The sequence below is a fragment of the Clostridium lapidicellarium genome (assembly GCF_041224415.1).
GTDB lineage: Bacteria > Bacillota > Clostridia > Clostridiales > Clostridiaceae > Clostridium_B > Clostridium_B lapidicellarium.
On sequence record NZ_JBGFFE010000001.1, the window covers coordinates 23971 to 40849 of the forward strand.

General features: G+C 37.9%; 16 protein-coding genes. All 16 read right to left on the reverse strand.

What is annotated here, in order from left to right; genetic code table 11:
- Positions 1–23 precede the first annotated feature (23 nt).
- The 16 genes from AB8S09_RS00125 to AB8S09_RS00200 all read right to left on the reverse strand — a co-directional run bounded on the left by AB8S09_RS00125 (position 24) and on the right by AB8S09_RS00200 (position 16794).
- Positions 24–1493, reverse strand: coding sequence for an AMP-binding protein (locus tag AB8S09_RS00125; protein WP_294180613.1), 1470 nt, complete (start codon positions 1491–1493; stop codon positions 24–26).
- Complete coding sequence (locus tag AB8S09_RS00130; RefSeq protein ID WP_294180611.1) at positions 1490–1732, reverse strand: acyl carrier protein; 243 nt, start codon at positions 1730–1732, stop codon at positions 1490–1492. The genes AB8S09_RS00125 and AB8S09_RS00130 overlap by 4 nt, the downstream gene beginning before the upstream one ends.
- Positions 1733–2014: 282 nt before the next feature.
- The gene (locus tag AB8S09_RS00135) at positions 2015–2428 is read right to left on the reverse strand and encodes an arsenate reductase ArsC (protein WP_294180609.1); all 414 of its coding nucleotides are present in this window, start codon (positions 2426–2428) and stop codon (positions 2015–2017) included.
- Between the two features lie 18 nt (positions 2429–2446).
- A complete protein-coding gene (gene arsA / locus AB8S09_RS00140; RefSeq protein WP_294180607.1) occupies positions 2447–4195 on the reverse strand; it encodes an arsenical pump-driving ATPase in 1749 nt (582 codons plus the stop codon).
- On the reverse strand, positions 4195–4566 hold the full coding sequence (gene arsD, locus AB8S09_RS00145) for an arsenite efflux transporter metallochaperone ArsD (RefSeq protein ID WP_294180604.1): 372 nt from the start codon (positions 4564–4566) through the stop codon (positions 4195–4197). Before arsD ends, arsA begins: the two co-directional genes overlap by 1 nt.
- A 25-nt stretch (positions 4567–4591) precedes the next feature.
- Positions 4592–4930 carry an ArsR/SmtB family transcription factor gene (locus AB8S09_RS00150; protein WP_294180603.1) on the reverse strand — a complete coding sequence of 113 codons (339 nt, stop codon included), beginning with the start codon at positions 4928–4930 and terminating at the stop codon, positions 4592–4594.
- 243 nt (positions 4931–5173) lie between these two features.
- Positions 5174–6142, reverse strand: coding sequence for a 2-keto-3-deoxygluconate permease (locus tag AB8S09_RS00155; protein WP_369868290.1), 969 nt, complete (start codon positions 6140–6142; stop codon positions 5174–5176).
- A 14-nt stretch (positions 6143–6156) separates the two neighbouring features.
- Positions 6157–7449: a nickel pincer cofactor-dependent isomerase, group 22 gene (locus tag AB8S09_RS00160; protein WP_294180599.1), complete on the reverse strand. Its 1293-nt coding sequence runs from the start codon at positions 7447–7449 to the stop codon at positions 6157–6159.
- 158 nt (positions 7450–7607) lie between these two features.
- On the reverse strand, positions 7608–8837 hold the full coding sequence (locus AB8S09_RS00165) for a CaiB/BaiF CoA transferase family protein (protein ID WP_294180597.1): 1230 nt from the start codon (positions 8835–8837) through the stop codon (positions 7608–7610).
- Positions 8838–8857: 20 nt separating this feature from the next.
- A complete protein-coding gene (locus AB8S09_RS00170) occupies positions 8858–10039 on the reverse strand; it encodes an electron transfer flavoprotein subunit alpha (protein WP_294180596.1) in 1182 nt (393 codons plus the stop codon).
- A gap of 19 nt (positions 10040–10058) precedes the next feature.
- A complete protein-coding gene (gene etfB / locus AB8S09_RS00175) occupies positions 10059–10844 on the reverse strand; it encodes an electron transfer flavoprotein subunit beta (RefSeq protein ID WP_294180593.1) in 786 nt (261 codons plus the stop codon).
- Between the two features lie 18 nt (positions 10845–10862).
- On the reverse strand, positions 10863–12002 hold the full coding sequence (locus AB8S09_RS00180) for an acyl-CoA dehydrogenase family protein (RefSeq protein WP_294180591.1): 1140 nt from the start codon (positions 12000–12002) through the stop codon (positions 10863–10865).
- A complete protein-coding gene (locus tag AB8S09_RS00185) occupies positions 11971–13587 on the reverse strand; it encodes a class I adenylate-forming enzyme family protein (RefSeq protein ID WP_294180588.1) in 1617 nt (538 codons plus the stop codon). The genes AB8S09_RS00180 and AB8S09_RS00185 overlap by 32 nt, the downstream gene beginning before the upstream one ends.
- 43 nt (positions 13588–13630) lie before the next feature.
- On the reverse strand, positions 13631–14761 hold the full coding sequence (locus tag AB8S09_RS00190) for a 2-hydroxyacyl-CoA dehydratase subunit D (protein ID WP_294180586.1): 1131 nt from the start codon (positions 14759–14761) through the stop codon (positions 13631–13633).
- Position 14762: 1 nt separating this feature from the next.
- Complete coding sequence (locus tag AB8S09_RS00195) at positions 14763–16001, reverse strand: 2-hydroxyacyl-CoA dehydratase subunit D (protein ID WP_294180584.1); 1239 nt, start codon at positions 15999–16001, stop codon at positions 14763–14765.
- 19 nt (positions 16002–16020) lie between these two features.
- Complete coding sequence (locus AB8S09_RS00200; RefSeq protein WP_294180582.1) at positions 16021–16794, reverse strand: acyl-CoA dehydratase activase; 774 nt, start codon at positions 16792–16794, stop codon at positions 16021–16023.
- Positions 16795–16879 lie beyond the last annotated feature (85 nt).

The following is a 16879-nucleotide window of genomic DNA, read 5'->3' on the forward strand; positions in this document are numbered from 1 at the left end:
ATATTCACCTGCCTTGTTTTATCTTACATATTCTTCAGATTTTTAAGCAGTACTTTACCTGATGAATTTTTAGGAAGTGACGGCAAAAACTGTACATATTTGGGTACCTTATACCTTGGAAGCCTTTCCATACAGTAATCCACTATATATTTTGAATCTATGCCGCTGTTACTATCTTTTAAAACTACAAAAGCCTTTACTGCCTCACCTAAAATATCATCCTCAACCCCTATGACAGCACATTCCACAACCTGTTTTATACCACATATGGTATTTTCAATCTCCCTGGGGCTTATCCTGTTTCCGGCACATTTTATTATATTCTTCTCTCTGGAAACCACGAATATATATCCATCCCCATCTTTAAAGGCCAAATCACCTGTATACAAAATACCGTCCCTAAGCACTTTTTTTGTTTCCACTTCATCATTAAAATACCCTTTCATCACATTTCCGCCTTTAGCGGCTATTTCTCCCACTTCTCCTATTTCAGCTGGAAGGCCCTTCTTACTTAGGATCATTAATTCCGTACCCGGAATCCCTTTTCCTATAGAACCCAGCTTGTTTTTAATCTGAGAAGGCGGAAGATATGACAACCTGGCTGTAGCCTCAGTCTGCCCATACATAATGTATATGTCCACTCCCTTAAGAGCCTCATACAATTCCACTATAAATACCTCCGGGAGCCTTCCTCCAGCCTGTGTTACATACCTTAGCGACGGCATTTTGGCATTTTTAAAATCAGTCATTCTCAACAATATCTGGTAAGTGCTCGGAACCCCTGCAAAACCAGTGCAGCTATATTTCTCTATGTCCTCTATGACAGTTTGGGGAAACATAAACCTATTGTTTATTACAATGCTTCCGCCGCATCTAAAATGTGTATTCAAAAGAGATGTCCCATAGCAGTAATAAAAAGGAAGCACAACCTCTATCCTGTCTTTTTCAGTCAAATGCAAATATTCCACAATAGAATTGGTATTATACATCAAATTGTAATGCGTGAGCATGACACCTTTCGGTTTTGAAGTAGAGCCCGATGTGAACATAATAAGTGCTGTATCTTTTTTTACATCTATGGAATCACCTGAACCAAGCTCATTTTCACTTGTTCCCATGCTTTCTTCGCTGTATAAAATTGTGTCATTACAAATCAATTTTTTTATCCTGGTTTCATATTTCTTCTGGCAAAAGATTATTTTTATTTTTAAAATATCTATAATATATTTCACATCGTCTTCAGACATACTGGGATTGATCGGAACACATACACTCCCATTTTTAATTATTCCAAAATAAGTTTCTATAAAAAAAACAGAATTATCAGAAATAACAAGTATGCTATCTTTCTTTGAACATTTATTTTTATTAAGCAAATTGGATACATAATTTATACTGTGGTAAACCTTCTCATAGCTAATGCTTCTGCCATATATTAATGCAGTTTTCTTTAAATACCTGGATTTTTCAAACACATAATCCGTAAATGTCATAGTTTCACCCCATACTTTTTCAATATCTTTTTAATATCTCCAATAGTATACATTCTGGATATGTCAACCACATCAAAATTTACTCCGAATTCATCTCCCAATGCTGTAACCAGCTCCATGTGTGCCAATGAATCCCAATCTTTTATTTCATCTGGTCCCATTTCATCCTTAATATTCTTTACATTCTTTATATTTAAAGTATCACAAATTATATTTTTGAATTTATCTAAATTATTCATAATCATACCCTCCATTTCTCCATGTATTTTTTATGAGAAAGCAACTATCATACCACCGGTTAAACATTCCTATACCAAGTGATTGCAGATATTTTCCATATACTGTTGTTGCATTAATAGAACAAAAAAATGAATAATTTACCTTTAGCTCTTATAACCGCAATATGCATTTTACATTGTTGCAAATATGAATTTTGTTTCTTATCTGCAACAATATCATTTTAGAACGGACAAATAAAAAAAGACCCGACAGTCAAAATAACTGCTGTCGGTCTTTTATCTTCAAATTATGCTCTGAGCTTTATTCCTTATCTCTTTTATTAGATTTTTTACCCTTTTCTCAATTATTTTAGCTGTTTTAATAAATTTCTCATCGCTTTTTCCCGTAGGATCTTCAAAGCCCCAGTCTTCTTCATATTTGGACATCAAAAATGGACATGCAGCATTACAGCCCATTTTTATCACTATATCAATTTCGGGTAAATCATCAATCAGCTTAACGTGCTGAGTTTTACCCATATCAATACCGTATAATTTTTTAATTACCCTGACTGCATCTTTATTTATTCCGGATTTAATTTCAGTGCCAGCTGAGTAAGAATCAAATACCTCACTTCCATATAACCTTCCTATTGCCTCGGCCATCTGTGATCTACATGAGTTATGGACACATATAAAAGCCACTTTGGGTTTCATTTTTTCCTCCAGTTTTCCCTAACCAAGTAAATCAAATAATTTTTCATTTTTAATTTCTTCCGCCTTCCATTTTATTAATGCAAAATTTCCATTGGAGATTTCATTAACTTTTTTTATCCACGGTATTTCATTACTTGCCTTGGCCTTGAGCACATTATTTGTAGTATCAGATGCATACATGCTGGAATTTATGACCCACCACCTGCTTGCAATTCCAGCACGTTCCAGATCTGATTCAAGACGCAGGGATTCATATACTGGAGTGTCTTCAGCCAAAGTTACAATAATAACTTCCGTATCATTGGCATTTTTAAGTTTAGGCAAAAGCTCCCTGACAGACTGGGGTATATTACCTTCTGAACGCTTAATTTCTCTGTTATAGCTTTCTGTTGAATCCAACAATAACAGCGTATGCCCTGTAGGAGCCGTATCTATCACTACAACTTCATCCTTAGACTTTTCCACTATCTCTGCAAAAGCCCTGAATGCAGCTATTTCCTGTGTGCACGGAGATCGTAAATCTTCTTCAATATATGCCATATCACTTTTGTCCATGGTTTTTCTGGCATTATTTAATACCTCTGTTTTATATTTTTCAAGCTCCTTCTTCTCATCTACCTGGCTAAGTGTAATTCCACAGCTTTTATCCAGGACGGATTTCAAATTTGCCGCCGGATCAGTAGTGGTCAGATGAACTTTTACACCTTTTTGGGAAAGTCCTAGAGCAATGGCAGCTGCAATGGTAGTCTTTCCCACACCACCTTTTCCCATAGTAAATATTACTTTTTTATCATTCCTATACAGGTCATCAACTATATCCTTTAATTTAAATATTTTATTTATATTTAAATTTGCACTGCTGCACTCAACAATATCGTCTTTTTCCAAAAACGCCCTTACATTTCTAATTCCCGTTACATTATATGGTCTAAGCGGTATTTCATAGGTTTCAAGATTCTTCAAGAGCCCAGGCGTATTTTCCAACGCATTCTTCTGTTTCAGGTAGATTGAATCTGAAATGTCATCGTCATGAATTTTAAGAATACCGTTTATTATAAGCATTTGGTTATTTATTCCTATATCTCTCAATTCTTTAGAAGCTCTGGCTGCTTCCTTTAAAGGTGCGGCTTCAGGTCTGGATACAAGTACAAGAGTAGTCTTTGTTTTATTTGATAAAGTATCAACGGCATCTCCATATAATGTTTTTTTATCTTCAAGTCCTGACAGCTGCCCGAGACATGAAGCTCCATGAGTATTCTCACCTATAAAATTGCTCCAGGCCGAAGGCAGCTGAAGCATCCTAAGTGTGTGACCAGTTGGAGCCGTGTCAAATATTATATGATCAAATTTTCTCTCCATTTTCTCATCGGTGATAAACTTTGAGAATTCGCTAAAAGCAGCTATTTCAACAGTACAGGAACCACTCAATTGCTCTTTCATATTGTTTATAGCTGCTTCAGGTAGTCTGCCAGCATATGGGGCTATTACATTTTCTCTATACTCTGCGGCAGCCTTTTCAGGATTTAGATTAACAACTGTCAAGTTTGGCACTTCTTTAATTTTAACTCCCTTATTATCAAGTTCCGTATTGAATACATCCTGCAAATTTGAAGCGGGATCCGTACTAACGAGCATGATTTGTTCGCCTTGATCTGCAAGGGCAACAGCAGTGGCACAGGCAGTGGAGGTCTTGCCTACACCGCCCTTACCTGTGAAGAACAAATATTCAGTTAAATTCATACTGCAGGGATCAAATTTTTTAAGCATCAGCAGCACCTTCCTCCACAGTCACAACCTTTAGATTTTACCTTAAGTCCAGTTTTTAGATAATCCTCTGATATACCCAGCAATTTACAAAATTCCCTATTTGTTGGATATGCCTTTGTCTTCACTATTGCACCATCCACCATGGTTATCGGAAGCATTTCTATACCTTCTCTATTCAACACCTTATTGATTGTTTTGTTGTCCACAAATACTTGGGGACTGCCGGTCAAATTATATCTTTCAATTGATACACCTTTCTTCCGAAGATTATCAACAACAGTAGAAACCCTCAACAATTCAGGATCTATAGACGGTCCACACAATCCCGTAGAACAGCACGTCGCCGGTTCAAAAATCATCATCTTTTTCATATAAATCTCTCCTTATCACATAAATTTATTTCTCATCGTCAATTTTACATAAACAAGTACTCCTGCTTTTACAGATACACTCTTCCGTATCCGTTACAATATTCATTAAAAACAGCACCAGCCTATTTGCATTAGTATTATCCAGGGAATAATGGCTCCAGACCCCTTCCTTCCTGCACTTGACAAGTTTACAGTCCATAAGCACTTTCATGTGATGGGATAAAGTAGGCTGTGTAAAATCAAAGTACTCCAGTAAATCACAGGCACATTTTTCACCACAGGAAAGTATATTAATAATTTTCAATCTGTTCTGATCGGACAGTGCTTTGAATATTTTTGCGTTTAATTCATAATCCAAATTCATAAAATCACTCCATACATAGATAATTATCTATATCTATAATATAGACTAATATCTATGTAATGTCAATATATTTGCTATAATAAATAAAAAATAGACCATCATATATATAATAGTCTATGTATAGTAGTTGTATTTGTTACTCATTTTTATTTACCATTTGCATCAATACCATAAAAAAGGCCTGACGGTCAAAATAATTGCCGCCGGCCTTTTATTTTTATTATTAGCATTTATTTATAGTAATCATGCATCTTCTATATTGCTACTTTCAACGGACTCTTTTGTCCATCCCCACTTTTTGACTACAACTGATGTCAATATAGGACATACAATTGCAGTTATTACCGCTGAAGCTGCTATAGCAGTAGTTGCAGTTGCAACTTGTCCAGACAAACTTGGTATCGACTGGGCCACAATAGCAGGAACTGCTACGGAACTGCTGGCAGACGAACAATTTGCAACGGCAGCATATCCAGGACGGCGAAGTATAAATTTGTCGGCAGGAACCAAAAATATAAATGACAGCACAATAACCAATACTCCCAACAAAATACCTGTGAAACCGCCTCTAATTATGTTTACAATATTCAATCCGGTTCCAACGGAAAATCCCAAGAAGGGCAGCGTGAACATAATTCCACTCTTTAAGAAATTTCTTATATCCTCATCAAGATTGCCCAGTATAAAACCTACAACCATTGTTCCAACTGATGCAACTATAGCAATGGGGTTAAAACCGCATCCGGCAACTCCCAGTCCAAGCAGTGTGAACAGGGGACCTACAGTAAGGCCAAGCAATGCCTGTGCACCTAAATCATATTTATCACCAATCTCGGACATAAGTCCAAGGTATATACCGCAGTTATCACTCGTAACAGCTGCCAGAAGCAACATAGGTGTAATTCCTAGTATACCATCATTTCCAAATATCTTCACTACAATTATGGCAGGAATGAAACCCGCAAGAAATTTTGCAATTGTAAGTACTCCTCCACGTTTCAACGATTCTGCCACACCTTTAAGATTTATCTGGGCACCGACACATAACAAATTGCATCCTATAAATGCCAGAGCACCCGTAGAAAAAGTTGCCGTTGTAATCCCGCCAATTTTTATTATCTGAGGAAAACATGTATTTATTATTGCTCCAAGGAATAAAGGGATAATCATCAGCCCTCCTGGAACTTTTTCAACAGTTTTTAAAATTTTCATTTACGATCCTCCTTTTAAATCATAAATCCATCTTTATCAAATTTTATATCTTCTGGTTTACTTAAAATTTCAACATCATCCCTGTTTTTCAGTTCGTCGTAATAACTTTCCGATACCTCAATTATGTCCATTGAGGATGTATTTTTTATATGTACCACCTTCACCTTGTCAAAGTCTATTCCCGTACAGGTTCTAATGGCAATCAAAAGTGCCTCTCTATCACTGTTAGCATACATTGGAATACGTCCGCCGTTCAGCATTGTAGCAGTGGATACATTAATCCAAGTAGATTCGTAATCAACGTCACGAACACACTTTATTGTAGTAATATCCGCATTGCTCAAACCGCATCCGTTGTGATGTGTTTCCTCTGTAAGACCCCTTATGAAAAGTTTCTTTAAATCGATAACATCATCAAATCCAGGAGAATTGCTCCTTCCTACAATATTGGGATCAAATCCGTTTCCGCTGATGTTCTTTCCAATTTCATCAATAATGAGTACATCTATAGAAGGCATTTTAAATTTTGCAATCTTTTCCTTTGCTATTTTAAGCAGGGCGGCATCTCTTTCAAGAATATGAGCTTTTTCCATGACTTCCAAATTGCTTATCTCATCATAGGCATTTTGGACAATCCCAACACCAAAGGCAACAGGGGCATTTTTTAGAAAGATGTCACAGACTTGGGGAATTCTCTCTGCAAAAGATGAAAATCCCTTCATGTGAAACATGGAAGCTCCCTTATGTTTTGCAAGACCTATGGCCATCATCTTTGCCATGCCGCTCTCATGCTTCCCCCTGAAATCCGTATGGGGTTTTACCTTATTGAGTACAACGATTCCATCTGATTCATAGGCGTTTTTGTCACAATAAACCGGTGTCTCGTCAGGCAGCTGGCCTATTTTAACAACTTCCATAGAAGACAATATGGGAACTCCCATAGTTTTTTCTGTAATATTATATCCTGCTATGAAATCCTTTTGACCTTCCGCAGTTCCACCCGCATGGCTTCCCATTGCAGGTATAATAAAAGGCTCAGCCTTCCACTCTTTCAACTTATCAACAATAGTCCTTACAATTATGTCTAAATCGGGAATTCCCCTACTTCCAACAGTAATGCAAATCCTCTTTCCTTTAAAATTCTCCTTATGGGAAAGATTATTTTCCATCTCCCTTTCTATCCACTCTTTTAAATTTTCAATCTTGAAAGAATCATAAATCTGTCTTATTTTCATCATTTTAGGTATACTTATGTTTTCCATACCTTCGATTTTGACATTCATAGAAGGAAAATCGATAAATTTCATGTTAAATCCACCTCCCTAATTCTGTAATCCTATTAAAAAATTGTGTCAATATTCAAATAATATGTCAACCAGTTCACTTTTAAAAATTTTATTTCATGCCAGTATATATCAGGACATTTGCCTTCATAACATATACCGGTATGAAATTATCAATTTATTTATTCTCCAATATAAAGTGCCTTATCATCAATTAATTTATTGATTTGGTCATCTGTATATCCAATTTCCTTCAAAATACTCCTGCCCTGCTCGCCTATCATAGGTCCACGTACATACTCCGGCTCTCCCATTTCAGCAAAGTTTACAGGTGGCCTGACCAATGTTCGGGTATTTCCATTATCATATTTCATGCTGTAGAAGCATTCGTTGGCCCATGCCTGTTTATCTTCAAGTATTTCCTCTAGTGACTGTGCAAGAGCAAAAGGTATATCCGCCTTTGTCAATCTCTCACTGCACTCCTCCACTGTCATCTTTCCAATAGCTTCCATTACAATGTCATAGACTTCATAGCCCACTCCTGCCTTTTGTACATTTTGAATTGGAAAATATCTTTCAGAATCAACTAGATCGTCTCTTCCGATTGCAGACATGAATTTTTTATAATAGGTATTATAATCAGGTGTACATGTCTGTATATATCTTCCTTCTTTTGTTTTCCAAGCTGCAAGAAGCGGATTATTGCCCTCACGAACATTTATAGGATATGGAGTCCCAATATCCTTATACTGTGCAGCCTGAATCATCATTCCCATATTGAAAACAGCAGTCTGGAACAGACTTGTAGTGACTTTTTCACCTTTTCCCTTGGTTTTTGCCTGATATAGTGCAGCCAGAATGCCGGCTACCAGGTTCATACCTACATTGTGATCTCCCAATCCGGGTACCACGTTCATGGGAACGGAATCTTTTTGACGCAGTGTTTCAAGATAACCTCCCCTTGCAAAGAAAGCAGTAAAATCAAATCCAGGCAAATCCTTGTCAGGACCATATTCTCCATAACCGGTGCACATTGCATAAACAAGCTTAGGATATCTGCCTTTTAAGCTATCGTAATCTACTCCGGCACGTTCTAAAGCATGAACTCTCCAGTTCGTAATAAATATATCTGCCGTATCCAGAAGTTTAAAGAAAGCTTCTTTTCCCTCTGGAGTTTTCATATTCAATGAAATGCAGCGCTTATTTGCATTTTCAAGATCCCATGTGGTATTCTCATGCATATCAAGGGGTCTTCCTTCACTTGGAGCCGTATACCGAATAGGATCTCCTTTTGGGCTTTCTATTTTTATAACATCTGCACCCAGATCAGCAAGAAAACGACCTGCAGTTGCCGCAGCTATAAAGTTTGCCAGCTCAATAACTCTTACACCTTTCAATAGTTTATTTTTCATAATCATTTCCTCCTAAATTATTATTTATCCAATTCTTCCAATATTGCAGGAATCGCCTGATACAAATCACCTACAATGCCATAGTCGGCTACCTTGAAAATAGGTGCATTTTCATTTTTGTTTATGGCAACTATATAATCAGAATTCTGCATGCCTGCCAGATGCTGTATGGCTCCTGAAATACCGCATGCAAAATAAATTTTGGGTTTTACAGTAGTGCCTGTTTGTCCTATCTGATAGGAGTGATCAATCCACCCTGCATCTACACAGGCCCTTGAAGCAGCAATAGTTCCACCTAATTTATCCGCCAGCTGTTTCAACAATTTGAATCCTTCAGACTTGCCAAGTCCCATACCTCCGGACACAATAATATCTGCATCTGTCAGTGAAACTGCATTCTCCACTTTTTTCACTACATCCACAACTTTTGTTCTGATGTCACCTTTCTCAAATTCAACATTTAATTTTACAAGCTGTCCTTTACGGCCTTTTTCATAAACAGCTTTATCCATAACTCCAGGTCTTACTGTAGACATTTGAGGACGATTATTAGGGCAGACAATGGTAGCCATGAGATTCCCACCAAAAGCCGGCCTTGTCTGCTTTATTTTCTTGTCTTCAGGATCAATCTCCAATTTAGTACAATCCGCAGTCAATCCGGTACTGCACTTTACAGCAAGGCAGGGTCCCAAATCACGTCCTATATGTGTAGCTCCCAACAATACTATTTCCGGTTTGTATTTTGAAATAGCTTCAAAAATAACCTTGCCATAAGCATCGGTACGATAATTCTCCAATTCAGGATGATCTGCCACATAAACTTTATCGGCACCATAGGCAAAGAGTTTGTCAGCCAGTTTTCCTACATTATTTCCACAAAGCACTGCACAAAGCTCTGTTCCAACTTCTTTCGCAAGTTTTTTACCTTCTCCCAAAAGTTCTATAACTACAGGCATAATCTTTCCCTGACGCTGTTCTGCAAATACCCATACGCCTTTATAGGCACTTAGATCAACTAATTTCTTTTCTTCTTCAACTTTTTCTATTGCTCCAAAGGGGCATATTTTTACACAAACCCCACATCCAGTGCAAGCTCCTCCAATATCAGCAATTTTATTTTTCATAGTGATTGCACCAAAAGGACAGTTCTGCACACATTTAGTACAACCCTTGCATTTATCTTTTAAAACTCTCATAGTCATTTTACTCAGCCGCCCTTTCTTATAATACGTGTTTTTCTTTTAACCTGGAGATAAGACTAGATGCCATTTCATTAACGGATCCTTTCAGCATTTCACCTTTTCCCTTTGGTGGTGGTGTAAAAGAACGAAACACCTGTGTAGGTGATGCATTCAATCCACATTCTTTCGGATCCAGGGATATATCCTCGTGGTTCCACACAGTAATTTCTTTTTTATAAGCATCAACAATTCTATAAATACTCATATATCTTGGCTCATTTAGTTCTTTCACTACTGTAAGAAGACAGGGAACCTGAACTTCCACTACTTCATATCCATTTTCCAGCTGTCTCTGCACAACTAGTTTATTTCCATCAAATTTTATATTCTGTACATAAGTCACTACAGGCAGACCAAGTCTCTCCGCCACCTGCGGCCCTACCTGGGCTGTATCGCCGTCTATTGCCTGTCTTCCTGCAAAAATGGCATCCACAGGTCCAAATTTTTTTATACCTGCTGCAATAGTAGTGGATGTAGCACAAGTATCTGCTCCTCCAAAAGCACGATCACTGAGTAAATACGCTTCATCAGCTCCCATGGCAAGACATTCTCTCAGCATAACAGATGCCTGTGGAGGTCCCATGGTCATTACAGCAACCGTTGTACCCGGATTATCATCTTTTATAGTCAATGCAGCTTCAAGTGCATTGGCATCGTCGGGATTTAAGATACTAGGTACTCCCTCTCTTATCAGCGTCCCTTTTACAGGATCAATCTTGACTTCATTTGTATCAGGTACCTGTTTTACACATACTAAAATCTTCATAAATTACAACTCCCCTTCCTACTTCTTTAACAGCTTCCTGGAAATTACTATTTGCTGTACCTGAGATGTTCCTTCATAAATAGTAAATACCCTGCAGTCTCTATATAAACGCTCCACCTTATAATCTTTTATGAATCCATACCCACCGTGAATCTGGACGGCTTTTGCACAGATTTCATTGCAGATTTCCGATGCATAATACTTGGCCATGGAACATGCCATCGAGGCATCCTGGTTGGTATCCTTGAGATATGCAGCATCATAGACTAGTTCTTTAGCTGCTTTTAACTTTGTAGCCATGTCCGCAATCATAAAAGCAATGGCCTCGAAATCTCCAATTCTTCTTCCAAATTGCTTTCTCTCCTTCGCGTATTTAATGGATTCATCAAGTGCTGCCTGGGCTATACCGATGGATTGAGATGCAACACCAATACGTCCCACATCAAGAGTTTTCATGGCATTTATAAACCCTTTGTTCAATTCTCCAAGAAGATTGCTCTTATGTACCCTGACATTATTTAAAATAATGTCGCTGGTTGCACACCCGATTACTCCCATTTTAGCCTCCGGCTTTCCACAGGACACACCTTCCTGTTTCATATCGACAACAAAAGCAGAAATGCCTCTTGTACCCTTGCTCATGTCTGTTTTTGCATAGATCACTGCAAAATCAGCTAAAGGTGCCATTGTAATAAAAGTTTTACGACCATTTAGAACATAATAATCTCCGTCTCTAACTGCTGTTGTAGACATTCCACCTGCATCGGATCCCGCTCCAGGTTCAGTCAATGCAAAGGCAATTTTTTTCTCTCCCGTTACCACCGGCTTCAGATATTTTTCTTTCTGCTCATCATTTCCCGACAGCAGCAGGGGACCTCCAGAAAGAGAATTTGGAGAGGAAACATATATGCTGGCAACCCCGCTTACTCTTGCAATTTCCTCCATTACAATCACATAGGCACGATTATCAGCTCCGGCACCTCCCAATTCCCTTGGAACTTTTATTCCAAAGAAACCTGCCTTGGCCATTTTCTTTAAAATCTCTTCAGGGAATTTTCCCGTAGCTTCAACTTCATCCAAAATATCAGATGTAAGTTCTTTTTCAGCAAAACCTCTTGCCAGTTTTCTAATCAGTTGATGCTGTTCTGTTAAAATCATAATCTTCCTCCTTACTTACCTTCCATTGAACTTCTTTTTTTAACTGTTTTACATTCACTTTCCCATTGAGATTCATTGGGAATTTTTTAAAAATATAAATATATTTTGGAACCTTATAATCAGCAATATGTTTTTTTAAATATCTCACAAGACCATCTACATCCAGTTTTCCATTCTCTGCAACAATACAGGCTGCTATTTCCTCCTGCACAACAGGTACGGGTATTCCAAACACCTTTACCTGAAGGACACCGGGATATCTCAAAATTGCCTCCTCTATTTCCACTGGCGATATATTTTCTCCAGATCTTATTATAATATCTTTTTTTCTACCAGTAATATAAAGATTTTCACAGTTGTCAACATAGCCGATATCTCCCGTATAGAGCCATCCATCTTTAACCTTTTCGCAATTTTGCCTTGTGCATTTATAATATCCTTTCATTACATTGAAGCCCTTAACCAGGATTTCCCCGGACTCATAAGGCCCCAAATCATGCCCATCCTTTGTACTGACAATTTTTATTTTCACATTGGGGATCACTTTTCCCACGGAAATGCATTTAATATTCATTGAATCATCATAGCCATTGAAAGTAACACAGGGAGACGTTTCCGTCTGTCCGTAGGACTGCTGTAATTTTTTAAATTTTAGCTCTTTACATATCTTTAAATAATCTTCCTTAAATACCTTTGATCCGGCTATAATTCCCGACTTCAAAGAGGACAGATCGTATTTCCTCCTCTCGGGATTGCTCAGCAGGGCCAGAAATATTGTAGGCACGCCATTTAAAATAGTAATTTTATACTTGTGGATACATTTTAAAATACAGGAGGTATGAAGCTCCGGAAGCAAATAAATGCAAAACCCCACTCTCAAGCTGGCAAGAAAACCAGTACTCAACCCGAAGCAGTGGAATAAGGGAACTGACATGCACATTCTATCACCCGTTTCCCATTTCATCTGTTCCACCGCTTCCCTTGAAATATTCACAAGCTGGTAGTGGGTGAGCATAACACCTTTTGGAAAAGATGTAGTGCCGGATGTAAACACAATACTGGCAATATGCTGTGGAGTAACTTTATTTTCCGCTTTTTTCAGATTTTCCATATCGGAAGGATTTAAATTTTTCAAGATCTGAGCTCTGCCTTCCCTGTAATGCTCATTTTTGCCCATATACATATACTCTTTTACTTTCCCTATATTTCTATCATTCAAATGGTCTATAATATTTTTACTATTGCTGCAGCAATCACCATAGCAAACATACTCCACGTCTGAATATTCAAAAGTTTTAGCTAATTCTTCCTCTTTATATCTCGGGTTGATCAACACGGATACAGCTCCAATTTTAGCCAGCGCCACATAGGTAATTATCCAGTTGGGAGTGTTGCCGCCCCAGATAGCAACATGAGTATCATATTTAATCCCGCACTTCAGTAATTTAACCGCAAATACGTCGGAAAGTTCGTCCAAATCTCTCCATGTATAAAAAGCATCCCTGTATTCAAATGCATTTTCATCTGCCATAGTTTTAAGTCTCTGTAACAAAACTTGCCCTATTGTTATATTTTCCAATCTCATATATCAGATCTTCCTTTTCTAATTAAGGTAAATAATCTAAAACTTAACTAAGCATTTCTTTAAAAGTTTGAATTGCTGTTTTAGCTTGTTCATAATTAGCCATCTGCCTGTCAACTTCAATTACTGTACTTGGAATATCTGCCGAATCAAGGGCCTTTCTTACAAATACACAATCAAATTCCTCAGGGTCACAGAACTTGGTCATGAAAATAATTACCCCGTTTGCACCTGTATTCTTTGCCAAATTCACAATATAGTCAGCCCTTTTCTTGTCTGCATCATACAGTACGGAACAATTGCCCATATCGGAAAATTTTGCACTAAGTGCATCCAGAGACGACTTTTCAGATTTTGTGTCCGTATCTACTCTATACTGACGTGATTCATCTGCAATATCATCTCCCACAACCTGCATATTATTGTCATCCAGAATATTCAACAGGTTTCTACTGTCAGCCAAAATTCCAGATGTGACAATTTTTATCTTTTTATCTTTTCCTTTGCTGCTTTCTCTCAGAGCCCGTACAAATTTATTTACCAATTCAGTATGTTCTTCTTTTTTCATAAAATATGCACTCTTGAATATGTCGCTTCTCTGTGAAGCATTTATTTGTGGATACTCAACCAGCAGATCACTTAATTTCCTCATTGCAGCATTGTGTGTATTATATACTCTGATGGAATTCCAAAGTGATTCCTCGGAGAAAGATGCACCAGTTGCTTTTTCAAGATCTTTTATAACTCTCTCATATCCAGCCCTGGTAAATTTCTTCCCCGCTTCACTGGCTCTGTTCTGTGGATAAGTCATTGGTATAAAGGGAATATCCTTCACTGCATATTTCCAGTTTTGTCCAAGACATTTCAGTGAGTCACATAGGGAAGGTATTAGAATAGCTGATACTCCTTTATACTTGCCGGTAATTCCGAGTTCCAAAATAGATTGCATTATACTGCATATAAATGCAGGAAAATACTTTTTGGCTTCCTTTATCTCAATATCTGCACCCCAGGCTCCCATCGGAACAATTCCCATAGAATGTACAATTTCCTCAGGTGTATACACAGGTGCACAGAGAACCACTTTTTTACCTTCACTAAGATAAGACTGAAGCTGCTTATCCGGGTTTTCAGCAATATCATGAAATTCCGCTAACAATTTATTTAATACATCCATTTTATTTATCCCCCTTATTTGCTTCCATAATTTCAGTTAATCCCTGCACACGGGTTTCATACTGGGCTTCCGAGAAATTACGTGGATCAGCTTGATCTCCATCAAAGGATGCAACAGGTATATCACATTCTTTCCCAATCTGTCGGCTCATTTCATACATGAATCCGCTCCAGAGCTTGCAAGATCTATTGGTATGTACTAGCAAACCTTCTGCTCCAGTTTTTTTGGCCAGGGCAACTCTCTTATCACGGGCAAGTTCCAAATTTATAGCATTGGGAACTCTGCAATAAGCTTTTACAAGACCGTCAAAATCATCATATAAGAACCCAAAGGCATCTGCATAAATTGTTGCTACCATATTTATTCCCCTGGATTTAAGACCTCTTGACGTAACACGAAGATAAGGCCAGCACGCAATTCCCTCAAACATAATTCTATATTTCTCGTCTGCATGGAAAGTGCTTGTACCTTCTTTAACAGCCTTTTTATATTCCTTGACTAAAGTTTCAAAAGCCTCCGCAGCTTCTACCGTTCCCCTAGCACATACCGCTACTGCCATATGATTCAGCAAATCGAAACCGTTTAACGGAGAAGGTTGATACTTAGTGTAGCTGGTAGCTTCGAGCCATGCTCTTGAAGTACGATTTGAAACTTTCATAACTTCCTTGAATTTATCGTCGTCCCATTTCTTTCCCGTTATTTTTTCCAGCTGTTTAATTGCATCTATAAACTGACTTTTAATATAGGCAACCTGGGCATCAGATACTTCATAATCAGGATTAAACGGTATATCTATTAAAATAAGCGGTATATTCAGTTTTTTGGCAATGCTTTCATACCATTTGATCATGCAGTTGCAAATATTGTTACAACATAGTAGAAAATCCGGCTGCGGCATATTCTGTTCTTTGACATCCTTCAATTTTGTATATGCAAGACTTATCCTTGCATAGGCACAAATATCGTTGGAATAGCCTTCGCTCTCTGCTTCGGAACATAATCTTTCACCTGCTCCCCTGGCTGCAATCGCCGCTGCCTGATTTTCCGGATAACAGACTTTAATTCCCATTGTTTGAAAAATTTCCTGTGGAAAATTGCTTGCACACCATCCAATTTTTTCTCCCCTGTCTTTTGCTTCCTGAACTCCCTTATAATGGTTTACAACAATTTGATTCAGCTTATATGCAGCTGAATTAGGATCCAAAACCCTTCTCTTCTTCTTTTTCTTTTCTTCAGCCATTTCTAACTCCTCCTTCTTTTTAATTCACTTTATTATAAGCAGCCAATGCTGCACCAAGCGCACCCATCAATTGAGCAGAAGGTGAATAAAAAATTTCTACACCTAATTCCTTTGACATGGCATTTCTGACCCCGCCGTTACGGGCTACACCGCCGCTCATACAAACCTTTTCTCTTATCCCAATACGCTTTGCAAGAGAAGCGACTCTACTTGCTACGGAGCTGCAGATTCCAGCAACAAGATCATTCAATTCAACTCCAGCTGCCAGTTGAGATATAACCTCTGATTCTGCAAACACGGTACAAGTACTGGAAATTTTAACCGGATGTTTTGCCGCTGCCGCCTTGACTTCCAAATCACCAATATCCAGCTGCAAAATCCTAGCCATAACATCCAAAAACCTTCCCGTTCCCGCTGCACATTTATCATTCATCAGGAAATTTACCATTCTACCTTTTTCATTCAAGCTAAGAACTTTTGCATCTTGTCCACCAATATCAATAATTGTCCTTGCATCAGGAAATACATGCTGAACTCCCAATGCATGACAGGTTAACTCACTTATCTCTGCATCAGCATAAGTATAGGTAGATCTTCCATATCCTGTAACTACAACATAGTTCAAATCATCTTGTTTCAATCCGGACTTTTCTAATACTTCTTTTCTTGACTTATCAGGTCCATTTGTACCCGTTCCTGCAGTTACAATAGAAGAAGCAATTACTTTTTTCCCATCTTCCAAGATGACACATTTCGATGTCGTTGATCCTATATCAACTCCCAATGTATACATATCTGAGGATTCCTCCCTTATCTTTAAAGCAGACTCTACAAATCAATTATTATCCCTTTAAATCTTGGTGTCTAGTTTTCTTGTA

Excerpts from the sequence above, each read along its gene's own strand:
- AB8S09_RS00160 (WP_294180599.1), bottom strand. The coding sequence starts at position 7,449 with ATGAAATTTATCGATTTTCCTTCTATGAATGTCAAAATCGAAGGTATG.
- etfB (WP_294180593.1), bottom strand. The coding sequence starts at position 10,844 with ATGAAGATTTTAGTATGTGTAAAACAGGTACCTGATACAAATGAAGTC.
- AB8S09_RS00195 (WP_294180584.1), bottom strand. The coding sequence starts at position 16,001 with ATGGCTGAAGAAAAGAAAAAGAAGAAGAGAAGGGTTTTGGATCCTAAT.
- AB8S09_RS00165 (WP_294180597.1), bottom strand. The coding sequence starts at position 8,837 with ATGAAAAATAAACTATTGAAAGGTGTAAGAGTTATTGAGCTGGCAAAC.
- AB8S09_RS00180 (WP_294180591.1), bottom strand. The coding sequence starts at position 12,002 with ATGATTTTAACAGAACAGCATCAACTGATTAGAAAACTGGCAAGAGGT.
- AB8S09_RS00170 (WP_294180596.1), bottom strand. The coding sequence starts at position 10,039 with ATGACTATGAGAGTTTTAAAAGATAAATGCAAGGGTTGTACTAAATGT.
- AB8S09_RS00155 (WP_369868290.1), bottom strand. The coding sequence starts at position 6,142 with ATGAAAATTTTAAAAACTGTTGAAAAAGTTCCAGGAGGGCTGATGATT.
- arsD (WP_294180604.1), bottom strand. The coding sequence starts at position 4,566 with ATGAAAAAGATGATGATTTTTGAACCGGCGACGTGCTGTTCTACGGGA.
- AB8S09_RS00130 (WP_294180611.1), bottom strand. The coding sequence starts at position 1,732 with ATGAATAATTTAGATAAATTCAAAAATATAATTTGTGATACTTTAAAT.
- AB8S09_RS00185 (WP_294180588.1), bottom strand. The coding sequence starts at position 13,587 with ATGAGATTGGAAAATATAACAATAGGGCAAGTTTTGTTACAGAGACTT.
- AB8S09_RS00190 (WP_294180586.1), bottom strand. The coding sequence starts at position 14,761 with ATGGATGTATTAAATAAATTGTTAGCGGAATTTCATGATATTGCTGAA.
- AB8S09_RS00150 (WP_294180603.1), bottom strand. The coding sequence starts at position 4,930 with ATGAATTTGGATTATGAATTAAACGCAAAAATATTCAAAGCACTGTCC.
- AB8S09_RS00125 (WP_294180613.1), bottom strand. The coding sequence starts at position 1,493 with ATGACATTTACGGATTATGTGTTTGAAAAATCCAGGTATTTAAAGAAA.
- arsA (WP_294180607.1), bottom strand. The coding sequence starts at position 4,195 with ATGCTTAAAAAATTTGATCCCTGCAGTATGAATTTAACTGAATATTTG.
- AB8S09_RS00135 (WP_294180609.1), bottom strand. The coding sequence starts at position 2,428 with ATGAAACCCAAAGTGGCTTTTATATGTGTCCATAACTCATGTAGATCA.
- AB8S09_RS00200 (WP_294180582.1), bottom strand. The coding sequence starts at position 16,794 with ATGTATACATTGGGAGTTGATATAGGATCAACGACATCGAAATGTGTC.